Consider the following 13241-nt stretch of genomic DNA (forward strand, 5'->3'; position numbering starts at 1 on the left):
CGAGCGGATCGCCCGAGGGGCGAAGCTCGAAGGCGTCAGGCTGAAGCGCGGGCGTCCAGAAGAGCGCGGCGCGATCGGCGGGCTGGTCCGGGTCCGCTGCGAAATCGCAACCCCCAGCGGTTGGAGAACGCGGTCTGCGCCTCGGTGTCGTGACGGGATTGCCGTTTCATGCGATGGAAGTCGCGGCGATACTCGTCGTCGCGACGGAGGTATTCCCAAGCGAAGCCGGCGGCAGGAATGCTCTGAGCATGTCCATAAGCGGCCGGCGCGCGCCAATCAGAACTCGGCATGGCGTCACCTCTTTCTTCCCGCGCGCCGTCGGCGCTGGAAAGACGAAGTGTTCACAACTTGAGGTGTATTTTGAACTTGTTGTTATCGGATATGTAGATCGCAAAATCCGATCAATATTGGTGAAGAATTACTTAACATTGCAAAGATGGTTTGGCGAGCCGGGCGCAGCCCGGCGAGCGGCCGCCGTGTCATCGACATGGCCGTATCCGCCGATCCGTCTCCACGGATCGGCGGAAAATCTGAGATGTGCTGAACTGGAAAGACGCAAAGCCGTGCAACCGCAAATCCGGCTGCACGGCTTTACGATCATCCGCGCTTCAGGCGCTGCATTCCTTCCGCCAGCGTCCACAGCGCGCGGTTCAGTCCGACATTCTGGTCGATGCCGTTGATCGCGCGGGTCTGGCTGCGACGGATACGGCCCTCGGCATTCGTGCGGCGACCGTCCAGCCCGCCGCGTATCATGTTCTCCTGAATGACGTTGAACGTGCTCCACAGGCTTTGCCCGACATCCTCGCGGCGGCGCGGCGCGATGATCTGATCCGGGCGGACGGGGCTTTCGTCCTCGCCATAGCGGGCGACAAGGCTCGCCTCCGCCAGCACGCGCTGTTCGTCCTCAGACAACCTTGTGTCCTTCATCGTCTCCGTCGCGTCGATCAGGCGCGGAAAATCCTCCGCGACCGTATAGACGCCCTCGATAATCTGATCCTGAATGCCGCCCTTATGGGGAACGCGGACTTCCTCGAACCGCTCGCCCGCAATCATGCTGTTGGTGCAGACGAAGCGTAGCACGCCTGCGAACATCTGATAGGCCGACGTCCCATCGTGCGAATTGACGATGATGACTTCCGCCGCCTCCGGCTTGCCGATGCCGTCATCCCGGCGCAGACGCAGCATGTGCTTGGCGTGACCGTGACGGCTGCCGTCGCGCGGCACCGACTGCACGGCGAAGAACGGAAACCATCCTTCCTTTCGCAGCCCCTCCACGATCTCGATGGTAGGGACGTAAACATACCGATCCGACCGGCTGTCATGCGCCTCACGGGCGAAGACGGACGGGACGTGGCGGTAGAGGGCTTCGTTGTCGAGGGCTTCGCGCCCGCTGATCTGGTGAGAATTCCGGCCGAACCGGGTGGCGAGTTGATGATACATTTTCTGTCTCCGTGGGGTTGGAGCGCAGCGCTGCGCTGCAACCCTGGCCGTCGCCGAGACCGGGGTAGCAAGGTGCAAGGGCGGCCGGGCCGGAGCGGGATCACCCGGCCTGCACGGAACGGCGGAACGACGTGGAGGAAGGCCGGGGACACCGGCCCGGACGAGCGTCAGCGATCCCTTGCGCCGCGCGGGGGTGGAACCCCTAGCCAGATCCGTCCGGCATGAGCGCCAGCGGGCGCCGGGCATCAGGATTTTTGATCGGGATGTGCAAAGTCGCAAACCCTCAAATCCGCACATCCTGATCGCCGTATTTCTGACAGGCGGTGACGGCCATGACCATGACGAAGCCCCGCTCGGGCGAGCGGGGCTTCTGGAGATGTCCGGTGTCAGTCGCCGCTGCGGCGCGACCAGATGAGATTGTGGCCTTCGCCGTCCTCGCCCTCGACCAGGCTGGCGTAGATCGGCGCGGGGAAGCTCGGATCGTCCAGCTTGACGGAGAGATATTCGCGCTGCGTCTCACGGGCGGTCTTCTTCCAGGCCGCTCCGAATTCCGTGGCCCCTGCGAAGATGCGGAAGTCGGGACCGCGCTCACTTTCGCCCTCGGTGGGCACGAATTTCACAGTCTTGACGTTGAGGGTCATGGTCTTGACCGCGCCGGTGAAGCCAGCCGAGCCGTTGTCGTTCTTGGTGAAGGTGCCGATGGTCGCCATTGCCGTGTTCCTTTTTCCTTCGGGCCGCGCCTATCGCGACCTCGATGGTGGTCGTGCGACCGGGGACGATCGGCCCCGCACCCGTCCGGGGGTGAAACGGAGTGGAAGGCGGCCGACGACCGCTTTTTTGTTTCGCGATGCAAAGCCGCAGGCGGCGGAAAAAAGCTGGCGGCGGGCGTTGCGGGAAGACGAGTGAGGCGCAGCCGGTCTTCGGTCAGACCCAATCCATTCGAGGACGCCGTGGCGTGGCTGTCAGGGAAACAGAGGAACACGACACTGGTGGCTGTCGGCCTCCGCGCCGGACCCTGCAACGGCAGTGAATATCCGTTCGCGTCAACCTTACGCCCGACCTTCGATGGCAAGGCCCGTCCATCCTCGATGGGCGGACACGGGTTTCCCGATCTTCACCTTCTTCTCAGCGCCGACATTGGCAAGCCTGAGACGATCACCCGGTGGAGCAGCGTGACCGTTCTCACTAACCGGCGATCCAAATTTGCGCGCGTACTCCCCGGCCGAAAATGTCGATGTGGAGAACGGAGATAACGGGCTCATGGTCCTGCCGCAGGTGCGGTGAGCGTATATCTCCATGCGCTCGATCGCCCGAGCGGGGCTTCATCATTGGAAGGGCATCACCGCCGCTCTTCGCGTTAGCGATTGAAGCCGAATGGCGGAAACCCGCCCTTGGCGTGGTTCCGGCGCAGCCGAAAGCGCGGCCTGGAGGGCAACGCCCATGCCTCGCTCCGGATTTTCCGCCTCTGGAAGGCGATTCTGGTTCTGAGTAGCGTCAAGAGAGCAGACCTTGACTTAATTTCTGGTAGAGCGACAGCTATGCTCGTTGGCGGGACGATGCCAGGTGACGGACGGAATTGAGGGATGGCGAATTATTTAGAGAATATACTGGATCAGGAGAGACCGGCACTTTTGATCGGTAATGGCATTAATCGCCACAACGGCAATGCAAATTCTTCGTGGGACGAACTTCTTGCTGATCTCGCCAGAAGGCAGGGGCTTACGCTCACCGAGAACGATGCCGCTGAAATGTCGAACACCGAGTTCTTCGATATACTTGATCTCGCTCGCCCAAAGGAGGATCGAAGCAATTTGCAGGAAGAGTTCTGCAACTTGATGGGCAAATGGACACCCGCTGACCACCACGCGGAGATCGTCGGTTGGGCACAGCGACACCGGGTGCCGATTATCACCGTCAACTTCGACGAAAATCTTTCCAAGGCGGCGGAAGCGAGGTTCTTCCGGCGTGGCGAACATTTCACCCACTACTACCCTTGGAATTGCTATTTCTCAGATCGGGAGATCGGCAATCCACGGTCCAGCTTCGCGATCTGGCACGCGCACGGCATGATGCGCTACAAGTCAAGCATTCGCCTTGGTCTCACCCACTACATGGGCTCTGTGCAGCGAGCGCGCCCTTGGGTCTACAACCGCAGCGGCCTGCGCGCCAACGCTAAGATCAGCGAAAACACTTGGCTGGGGGCGGATACTTGGCTTGAAGTGCTCTTCTTTTGTCCTTTAATTCTTATCGGTTTTGGTTTCGGCAAGGACGAAAATTTCCTTCGCTGGCTTTTTCTGGAACGCGCGCGCCTGCACAAGCTGAGGCCCGACTGGGCGAGGAAGACGTGGTTTGTGGACACTGATGTGACGGATCGGAAGCATCGACGCCCGTTCCTTGAGGGACTGGGCATGGAGGTTGTGACTGTTCCTCAGTATGCCGATATCTACGACAATCCGGCTTGGCAGCGGTAATTTGGTCCACAAGTCTACTCGGCAGTGTGCCGTGTCACCTGTCCTGATCGACTGAATCTTCCACCAAACTCCACATCGCCGACAGCCCGGTGGTGGTGCCGCCGATGATGCAGAAGAGTTGCCGCCAGACCTCGGACGGCACGGCCTCGCGCGTGACGCCGTGGACAAGGGCATAACCTGCCATGGCGGCGGGCGCGGCGAAGACGAGCGCCACGATCAGGCGCAGGACCGGCGATCGCAGCGAGGCGAAGGCGAACATCAGCAGGCCGTAGGTTGCGGCCCCGGCAACGATGCCGACAAGGCCCGCGCCGATCAGGCCGGAGCCGGTGGCGTAGGCAAAGCGCGCGGCTTCGACGGCGAGCGTGAAGGGAAGCGCATAGACGGCGATCGTATAGGCCAGGACGCATAGTCCCGCGATCAAGGCCACGCTCATCAACATCACGGCGATCATGACGGTTCTCCATAGCGCCGATGGCGGTTTCGGTCATCGGACAGTCGAGGTCAGCCGGTCGCGCGGTGAACACCGCGCGACCGGCATTTTGCGGGTGTCGGACGAAAGGAAGGCCGGGACCGCTGGTGCGATCCAGGCCCGATCCTCACTCGGCGGCGATCTGGAAGGCTTCGTCGGCCTGCGGCTGGTCCAGCCAAGCGGGCCGCGACGTGCGTATGACGGCGGGAAGCCAGCCGGTCCCGGTCAGAAGCTGCTCGGCAGCCTCCGCCATTTCCGTCTTCTTCAAGCCCGCGATCCGCTCCGCCGCCTCGTCGCTGACGGCTTCGCGCACGGCGTCGAGGATATGCGCCTTGGTGACGCGGCCCAGATAGGCGCGCACGGTCGGCGTCCAGTGCGCCGTCATGTCGAGGGCCACCGCCGTCGCCAGCTTGTCGGCCGTGGCATGGGCGTGGGGCTTTCGCTCCCAAGGCTGCTTTACCGCGTTGACGGTAAGCGAAGCGCAGTGTGCGAACAGCGCCATGACGCTGGCATGGTCCAGACCGGCGACGAAGCCCCACAGGTCCGCCACATCACGCGGCATATCTGCCGCCCATCCGATATGACGATCCGCAAGCGCCTTACCCGCCGCCGTGTCCTCGATGCCGTCCGCGTGAGAAGCGAGATAGCTGCTGGTCGGGCGGATTTCGAGGCAAGCGGCGTCCGCACCGCGATAGAAGGTCTGCGCCGCCAGCGCATGGGTGACGGCGATCAGCGCCATGTCCGGCTGCTCGCCCAGCGCAAGGCGAAGGCCCAGCGTCCGGTGCGAGGTCAGATCGCGGATAAGAAGGTCCGATAGCGGCTTGCCCGCATCCCCGGCGTCCTCATCCTCGGTCTCGAGCGCGGAAGCCGGATTACCGTCCTCGTCCCGCTCGCCATCCTCGATGATCTCGCCATCGCTGTTGACGCGAACGCCATCGACCACAGCGCCACCGTCCTCTTCCGGTTGCGGCTCTGGCACCTCATCCTCGACCCGGATGAAGCCGCGCTCGATGCGGGCTTCCCCGTCATGGGAGAGAATGACGAACACGCCGCCGCGCGCGATCTCGTCGGCATCGTAGGCGTGGCGCATGGCGTCGATGCGCTCGATCTCGGCTTCCAACTCCTCGAACCGCTGATCCACGTTATCGGGCAGTTCGTCGGCGCTGTCATACTGCTCGGTCAGCGCATCGTATTCTCCTTGCGCGGCGGCATAGGCCGCCTCGTCTTCCTCCGACAAATCCACCGGATGTGGATAGGTGCGACGCAGGCCGTTGCCATCTGGGTAGTCGATATGGACGCCCGCCCACTTCCAGCCTTCCTCAACCTTCACGCTCTCCGCGATCCCGTCCAGCTTCTCGATGACAAGCCGGTCCAGCAACGCGGCATCTTCATAGAAGCCGCCGCGATCCTCGGTGAACAGGTCGCGCAGGATCACGCCGCCTGCTTCGGTATAGGCTTCCGCGCCGACGAAGACCGCTCGCCGATCCGTCGCCGCGATATGCATCCGGGTCAGGTCGCGGCGAATAGTCGAAGGGTCCTTGTTCCACGACAGGTTCTCATAGACCTGCTCTTGGAGAGCCGGATCATCCACGATGGCGAAGGCCATCAACTGCTCCAAAGTCAAATCTCCGTCGCGATAAACCTGCATCAGCTTGAGGCTGACTGCACCCAGTCGCATTCGCTGGCGCACAACATGGGCGCTCACGCCGAACCGGGCGGCGATTTCCTCCGCGCCCCAGCCGCGCGTTTCGGCAAGCTCGCGGAAGCGCTCGAACTGATCAGCGGGCGAAAGGTCTTCGCGGGTGACGTTTTCGTCCAGACTGATTTCGCTGGCATCGTTCACGGTGTCGATGACGCAGCGGATCGGCTCGGTCTTCTTGATCTGCTTGCGCTTCACGCGCAGCAACTGCGCCAGCCTGCGGCCTTCACCGATGCTGACGAGGTAGAAACCGGTCGCGCCTCCCTCGGCGTCAAGCTCCGGCTCCACCACGAGGTTCTGCAGGATGCCCTTGGCGTGGATGCTCGCCGCCTTCGCCTCAATCGACGCCTCGCTGTGCGGGGTCTTGCGGGCGTTGTTGGGGTGCTTCTTGAGCTTGTTGAGCGGGATGAACACCTCCGCGCCGTTCTCGGCGGCGAGTGTGGCGGTCGTTTCGATGGCAATGGTGGTCATGGTCTTTGCTCCTAATGGGCTTGGGTTGAAGCGCAACGCTGCGCTGCAACCCTGCCCGTCGGCGAGACCGGGGTAGCAAGGGCAAGGGCGGCCGGGGCGGAGGGGGATCACCCGGCCTGCACAAGCGGATTTCCGTAGTGACGGAATTGTTGAAAGACGTATCCGCGCGGAAGGTTGGGGAGACCACCCCGGACGGCGCGGCTTGCCGCGCTTCACCCTTGCCGGCGCGAGGGCGGATGCCCTTAGCAGACAACCCGGCGCGAGCCGGGAGAAGAACAGATCAGGATGTGCCAAACTGGAAAGTCTGAAATCCTGATTCCTGATCACCGCATACAACGTAGACCATTCTGGACATCAAGTCGGCATTCTTGCAAACAAGAAGCGTCCGTGACGTTTAGCTTATATTTCCCTGTCGCCAAGAGCAGCTCATCCCACCTGAACCATCCCTTTTCCACGCCATAGCATCCAAATTACCGCACACCTTCGCCGCGCCTCTTTTCTTGCTTTGGCTTTCAGGTCTCGATGGTTCCGCCGACTTTCCGGCATGGACCCTTGAGACGATGACGACAAAGCGGGACAGGATCAGGATCGAAACGTACCCGCCCTCCGACAAGGGGAGGTCGGCGATCGACCGACTGGCTGTTACAAACGATGCCGTAATGCATCTCGCACGACTGATCGGGAGGCAGATGGCTCGCGAAGACTTCGACCGTAAGCAGGCAAGCGAACGCAGGGGGCCGGTGATGCCTTCCGAAAAGTAACTATAGGCGTTAGTGACATACCGGTCGTCTTCGTATCCCGATGGAGGTTTCCTCTCTCGGGATGTTTCCATATTGTCATTGATCCCGTATCGGGATCATGATAGAAGGTGTCTTCATGAGGATTATTGCTCGCCGCACTTTGCGAGAATTTGTCGATAGCCTCGCGGGCCAAAAGGATCAACCGGCTGTCAAGGCAGCGCTGGACGCTTGGTTCGATGAAGTCGGCAAGGGGATCTGGGCAAGTTCCGCAGATATAAAGAGGCTTTACGCCACGGCGAGCATCGTCAGTGCTGAACGGATCGTCTTCAATATCAAGGGTAACGATTACCGTCTGGTGGTGGCGGTCGACTTTGAGAAAAGCATCGTCTGGATAAAATGGATCGGTACTCACAAGGCCTATGACAGGATCGACGTCACGGAGGTGAAGCATGATAGGTGACCTGAAGCCCATTCGCACAGAAGCAGATCACGACGCGGCGCTTGCTGAAGTTGAACGCCTGTGGGGTGCAAAGAGCGGCACGCCGGAGGGCGACCGGCTCGATGTTCTGGCAACCCTTATCGAAGTCTATGAGGCAAAGTACCATCCGATGGACCCGCCCGATCCGATCGAGGCGATCAAGTTTCGGATGGAGCAGGAGGGCATGACCCGCAAGGATCTGGAACCTATCTTCGGGACGCGCAATCGTACCTCGGAGATTCTCAACCGCCGGCGTGGGCTGTCGATCGAAATGATCCGGCAATTGCATGCAAAGCTTGGCATTTCGGCCGAAGTGCTGATCCGCCCCTCTCTTCACGACAAGGCGGCCTGAGCGGAAGGAACTGTCCTATGATCCGCGTTGCACTTTACGCCCGCTATTCTTCCGACAACCAGCGCGACGCCTCGATTGAGGATCAGCTGCGCATCTGCCGCGAAGAGGTAAAGCGTGAACAGTGGCAAATCGTCGCCACCTACAAGGATGCAGGCATCTCCGGTTCGAGCACGATCCTGCGGCCCGGCATTCAGATGTTGCTTCAAGACGCGCAAACGGGGCAATTCGACATCGTGCTAGCGGAGGCACTGGACCGCATCAGCCGTGACCAGGCCGACATTGCCACGTTGTTCAAGCACCTGAAGTTCGCCGGTGTGCCGATCGTAACGCTGGCAGAGGGCGAGATCTCCGAACTGCATATCGGCCTGAAGGGCACGATGAACGCGCTTTTCCTCAAGGACCTCGCCGCCAAGACGCATCGCGGCTTGCGCGGCCGTGTCGAGAGCGGCAAATCTGGCGGTGGTCTTTGCTATGGCTATAAGGTCGTAAAGAAGCTGGATGGCAGCGGTGACCCTATTCGCGGTGACCGTGAGGTCGATGCCCGTGAGGCCGAGATTATTCGGCGTGTTTTCCGTGATTTCGGAGCTGGGATCGGGCCGCGTGCCATCGCCAGCGCGTTGAATAGCGAGGGGATCGTTGGTCCTGAAGGCAAGCTCTGGAACGACACGACCATCCGCGGCCATGTGAAACGTGGAACCGGGCTCATCAATAATGAGCTTTATATCGGCCGGCTGATCTGGAACCGCCAGCGCTATATCAAAGACCCCTCCACCGGCAAGCGCGTCTCGCGGATGAACCCAGAATCCGAGTGGATCGTCACGGAGGTGCCAGGTCAGCGTATTATCGATGACGCTCTGTGGCAGGCGGTAAAGCAGCGCCAATCGGACATTGCCGACAAATACGCCAATGTCACGGAAGCGGTTCGAGCGCATCATCAAACCAACCGCTTGAACGGAGTGCGGCGGCCGAAGTCGTTGCTGTCGGGTTTGATCTTTTGCGGCATATGCGATGGCCCCTACTCCCTGCGTGGTGCCGATCGCTTTGCGTGCTCGAACCATATCAGCAACGGTTCCTGCACCAATACCCGGACGATACCGCGCGAAGAGTTGGAGCGGCGTGTGCTCGCTGGTCTCAAGGACCGGATGATGGCGCCGGAGATCGCAGCCGAGGCTACGCACGCTTACGCAACAGAAACCAACCGGCTTAATCGCGAGCGCAGGTCCAGCCGCGACGCATGGAACGCGGAACTCGAGAAGACCGATCGGGAGTTGGACAAAGCGGTCGATGCTATTCTTGCGGGCGTGCCACCTCAGAAGCTAAAGGACAGAATGGAGAAGCTGGAGGTGCGCAAGGCCGAACTGCTTGGCCTCCTTGACGATGTGCCTCAGGATGTGCCCGATCTGTTGCCGAGCGCCTCGGCAGTCTATTCCGGCAAGGTCGCCCGACTGACGGAAGCGCTCAATTGGCCCGAGGAACGGACCGAGGCGGCGGAGGTTCTACGAACCCTGATTGAGAAGATCGTGCTACGTCCCGGCCCACAGCGAGGCGAGATTGACGCGCTTTTGTACGGTGAATTGGGGACTATCCTGAACTGGATAGAGCGCCAAGCTGTTGGAAAGGTTGCAAAAACAAAAAATCCCGCAGCAATGGCTACGGGATTGTCGGTCTCAGTGGTTGCGGGGGCAGGATTTGAACCTGCGGCCTTCAGGTTATGAGCCTGACGAGCTACCGGGCTGCTCCACCCCGCGCCAAGCGAATTTGGCTTTGCCAAATTTCGCGTCTGCGTAAACCGCGTTGCGGTTTACGTGTAGTGCCGGAGCAAATGCGAAGGATTTGTCTCCTGTGAGGGACGCACCGACTACGAGCCAGACGTCCCTTCGGCAATTCTAAACCCCGGCAACGACAAAAGGCCGCTTTGGGAGCGGCCCTTGGTTTGGCCAGGGGCCGGTTGTTTTCGTGTATGAGAAGATTGTTTGTTCCATCCTTATGGATGGCATTGCCTTTAATAGACCTGGCAGCGACCTACTCTCCCGCGTCTTAAGACGGAGTACCATTGGCGCAGGGGTGTTTCACGGCCGTGTTCGGAAAGGGAACGGGTGCAGCCACCCCGCAATGACCACCAGGTCGATTAAGGGCAATGTATGCGTGGCAATGGGCGACCATTGCAACGTTATGTCGAGAAGCTGGCGGAGGCGAACCCCCATTTGTCTTAGTTGAACACGTCTTGTTTGCCGTCTGGTTTGTCGGAGCGCAGCTCCGCAAGGCCAGAGGCCGTCGTGACCAGTGTCACGGCCCGTCCGGAGCGTTTTTCACGCGTCAGGACAAAACAGATGTCATCATCGAGGTGCGCAGCACCTTGATGAGCATAGTCAATGAGAACGATGAAGCCAATCGGGCTATTAGTAAGGCTAAGCTTCATGCATTACTGCACGTCCACACGCCTCCTATCAACGTGGTCGTCTTCCACGGCCCTGATAGGGAATACTCGTTTTCAGGTGGGTTTCCCGCTTAGATGCCTTCAGCGGTTATCCCTTCCATATATAGCTACCCTGCTATGCCGTTGGCACGACAACAGGTCCACCAGAGATATGTCCATCCCGGTCCTCTCGTACTAGGGACAGATCCTGTCAATATTCCTACACCCACGGCAGATAGGGACCGAACTGTCTCACGACGTTCTGAACCCAGCTCACGTACCGCTTTAATTGGCGAACAGCCAAACCCTTGGGACCTGCTCCAGCCCCAGGATGCGATGAGCCGACATCGAGGTGCCAAACAACCCCGTCGATATGGACTCTTGGGGGTCATCAGCCTGTTATCCCCGGCGTACCTTTTATCCGTTGAGCGATGGCCCTTCCACGCGGGACCACCGGATCACTATGACCGACTTTCGTCTCTGCTCGACTTGTCAGTCTCGCAGTCAGGCGGGCTTATGCCATTGCACTCGACGACCGATTTCCGACCGGTCTGAGCCCACCATCGCGCGCCTCCGTTACTCTTTCGGAGGCGACCGCCCCAGTCAAACTACCCACCATACACTGTCCCGGATCCGGATAACGGACCGCGGTTAGACATCCATGACGATAAGGGTGGTATTTCAAGGATGGCTCCACGAGAACTGGCGTCCCCGCTTCAAAGCCTACCACCTATCCTACACATGCCGACACGAATGCCAGTGTAAAGCTATAGTAAAGGTGCACGGGGTCTTTCCGTCTAACCGCAGGAACCCCGCATCTTCACGGGGAATTCAATTTCACTGAGTCTATGTTGGAGACAGCGGGGAAGTCGTTACGCCATTCGTGCAGGTCGGAACTTACCCGACAAGGAATTTCGCTACCTTAGGACCGTTATAGTTACGGCCGCCGTTTACTGGGGCTTCAGTTCAAAGCTTGCACCTCTCCCTTTAACCTTCCAGCACCGGGCAGGCGTCAGGCCCTATACGTCGTCTTTCGACTTCGCAGAGCCCTGTGTTTTTGATAAACAGTCGCTACCCCCTGGTCTGTGCCACCCCTTTCCACTTGCGTAAAAAGGGGTCACGCTTCTTCCGAAGTTACGCGTGCAATTTGCCGAGTTCCTTCAACATAGTTCTCTCAAGCGCCTTGGTATGCTCTACCTGACCACCTGTGTCGGTTTCGGGTACGGTCTATACGGTGGAGCTATTTCCTGGAACCGCCCCGCTGCACATCCAATCCAATAAGGAGGTACAACTTACGCGATCCGTCACTACCACCAGGCCCACGAATATTAACGTGGTTCCCATCGACTACGCATTTCTGCCTCGCCTTAGGGGCCGGCTAACCCTGCTCAGATTAACTTTAAGCAGGAACCCTTGGTCTTTCGGCGAGGGGGTCTCTCACCCCCTTTATCGTTACTCATGTCAACATTCGCACTTCCGATATCTCCAGAGGCCCTCACGGGTCCTCCTTCACAGACTTACGGAACGCTCCGCTACCACATACACTTGCGTGCATATCCTCAGCTTCGGTGCATGGCTTTAGCCCCGTTACATTTTCGGCGCAAAGACCCTTATTTAGACCAGTGAGCTGTTACGCTTTCTTTAAATGATGGCTGCTTCTAAGCCAACATCCTGGTTGTTTTGGGATCCTCACATCCTTTCCCACTTAGCCATGACTTGGGGACCTTAGCTGGAGGTCAGGGTTGTTGCCCTCTTCACGACGGACGTTAGCACCCGCCGTGTGTCTGCCGACTAGTACTCCTCGGTATTCGGAGTTTGGTTAGGATCAGTAAGACGGTGAGTCCCCATAGCCCATCCAGTGCTCTACCCCCGAGGGTATTCGGTCGACGCTCTACCTAAATAGATTTCGCGGAGAACCAGCTATCTCCGAGTTTGATTGGCCTTTCACCCCTAGCCACAAGTCATCCCAATCTATTGCAACAGATGCGGGTTCGGCCCTCCAGTTGGTGTTACCCAACCTTCAGCCTGCTCATGGCTAGATCACTCGGTTTCGGGTCTAATGCATCTAACTAAATCGCCCTATTCAGACTCGCTTTCGCTGCGCCTACACCTACCGGCTTAAGCTTGCTAGATACACTAAGTCGTTGACCCATTATACAAAAGGTACGCCGTCAGGCCCCTTACTAAAAAGAGCGCCCTCCGACTGCTTGTAGGCATCCGGTTTCAGGTTCTATTTCACTCCCCTTGTCGGGGTGCTTTTCACCTTTCCCTCACGGTACTTGTTCGCTATCGGTCATGCACGAGTACTTAGGCTTGGAGAGTGGTCTCCCCATGTTCAGACAGGATTTCACGTGTCCCGCCCTACTCAAGGACAATGTCTGTTCTACGCTTACGGGGCTATCACCCACTCTAGCCAGGCTTTCCAACCTGTTCAGCTTTATTCAACATTGCCACTGGCCTGGTCCGCGTTCGCTCGCCACTACTTACGGAGTCTCGGTTGATGTCCTTTCCTTCAGGTACTTAGATGTTTCAGTTCCCTGAGTTCGCTTCTTACACCCTATGTATTCAGGTGTAGATACCTTATTAGCGATATCTAGAAACCTCTTCTGCTGAACCCTCGAACCCGGTATTGCCGGGTCTGTTCTGTCCTCACGCTGTCGCGACCTTGCGGTCGCTGCGCTGCGGACGGCGCGCCAAACTGTTGG

Annotated in this window: 10 protein-coding genes, 1 tRNA gene and 2 rRNA genes (1 of these 13 cut by a window edge); 5 read left to right on the forward strand and 8 right to left on the reverse strand. The window is 59.3% G+C overall.

Annotated features, from left to right (window positions below; translation table 11 throughout):
• Positions 1-35: 35 nt before the first annotated feature.
• From ACQY1L_RS21770 to ACQY1L_RS21780, 3 genes are all read right to left on the reverse strand, one after another.
• Complete coding sequence (locus ACQY1L_RS21770; protein ID WP_430244459.1) at positions 36-290, reverse strand: transcriptional regulator domain-containing protein; 255 nt, start codon at positions 288-290, stop codon at positions 36-38.
• Positions 291-597: 307 nt separating this feature from the next.
• Complete coding sequence (locus ACQY1L_RS21775) at positions 598-1440, reverse strand: DUF932 domain-containing protein (protein ID WP_156586961.1); 843 nt, start codon at positions 1438-1440, stop codon at positions 598-600.
• Between the two features lie 386 nt (positions 1441-1826).
• On the reverse strand, positions 1827-2150 hold the full coding sequence (locus tag ACQY1L_RS21780; protein ID WP_156586963.1) for a DUF736 domain-containing protein: 324 nt from the start codon (positions 2148-2150) through the stop codon (positions 1827-1829).
• Between ACQY1L_RS21780 and ACQY1L_RS21785 the strand changes: the two genes are divergently transcribed.
• Positions 2140-2346 (forward strand): hypothetical protein, encoded by a 207-nt coding sequence (locus ACQY1L_RS21785; RefSeq protein ID WP_430244461.1) that lies wholly within the window; start codon positions 2140-2142, stop codon positions 2344-2346. The two genes, ACQY1L_RS21780 and ACQY1L_RS21785, sit on opposite strands and share 11 nt — an antisense overlap.
• Before the next feature lie 677 nt (positions 2347-3023).
• Complete coding sequence (locus ACQY1L_RS21790; protein ID WP_156586965.1) at positions 3024-3911, forward strand: hypothetical protein; 888 nt, start codon at positions 3024-3026, stop codon at positions 3909-3911.
• Positions 3912-3945: 34 nt separating this feature from the next.
• Here the strand turns inward: ACQY1L_RS21790 and ACQY1L_RS21795 are convergent, their stop codons facing one another.
• Both ACQY1L_RS21795 and ACQY1L_RS21800 read right to left on the reverse strand, forming a co-directional pair.
• A complete protein-coding gene (locus ACQY1L_RS21795; RefSeq protein WP_156586966.1) occupies positions 3946-4362 on the reverse strand; it encodes a hypothetical protein in 417 nt (138 codons plus the stop codon).
• A 145-nt stretch (positions 4363-4507) separates the two neighbouring features.
• Positions 4508-6550, reverse strand: coding sequence for a ParB/RepB/Spo0J family partition protein (locus tag ACQY1L_RS21800; protein WP_430244463.1), 2043 nt, complete (start codon positions 6548-6550; stop codon positions 4508-4510).
• An 876-nt stretch (positions 6551-7426) separates the two neighbouring features.
• On the opposite strand from ACQY1L_RS21800, the gene ACQY1L_RS21805 reads away from it, so the two are divergent.
• The 3 genes from ACQY1L_RS21805 to ACQY1L_RS21815 are packed head-to-tail and all read left to right on the forward strand — an operon-like array spanning position 7427 to position 9835.
• The gene (locus ACQY1L_RS21805) at positions 7427-7750 is read left to right on the forward strand and encodes a type II toxin-antitoxin system HigB family toxin (RefSeq protein WP_430244465.1); all 324 of its coding nucleotides are present in this window, start codon (positions 7427-7429) and stop codon (positions 7748-7750) included.
• On the forward strand, positions 7740-8120 hold the full coding sequence (locus ACQY1L_RS21810) for a helix-turn-helix domain-containing protein (RefSeq protein WP_156586972.1): 381 nt from the start codon (positions 7740-7742) through the stop codon (positions 8118-8120). The genes ACQY1L_RS21805 and ACQY1L_RS21810 overlap by 11 nt, the downstream gene beginning before the upstream one ends.
• A 17-nt stretch (positions 8121-8137) precedes the next feature.
• Positions 8138-9835, forward strand: coding sequence for a recombinase family protein (locus ACQY1L_RS21815; protein WP_430246023.1), 1698 nt, complete (start codon positions 8138-8140; stop codon positions 9833-9835).
• On the opposite strand, the gene ACQY1L_RS21820 is transcribed toward ACQY1L_RS21815, so the two are convergent.
• The 3 genes from ACQY1L_RS21820 to ACQY1L_RS21830 all read right to left on the reverse strand — a co-directional run.
• A tRNA-Met gene (locus ACQY1L_RS21820) sits at positions 9792-9868 on the reverse strand. The two genes, ACQY1L_RS21815 and ACQY1L_RS21820, sit on opposite strands and share 44 nt — an antisense overlap.
• A 261-nt stretch (positions 9869-10129) precedes the next feature.
• A 5S ribosomal RNA gene (rrf, locus tag ACQY1L_RS21825) occupies positions 10130-10244 on the reverse strand.
• A gap of 254 nt (positions 10245-10498) precedes the next feature.
• A 23S ribosomal RNA gene (locus tag ACQY1L_RS21830) occupies positions 10499-13241 on the reverse strand; it runs 222 nt beyond the window's last position.

This window comes from Neorhizobium sp. DAR64862/K0K3 (assembly GCF_050500185.1).
GTDB lineage: Bacteria > Pseudomonadota > Alphaproteobacteria > Rhizobiales > Rhizobiaceae > Neorhizobium > Neorhizobium soli.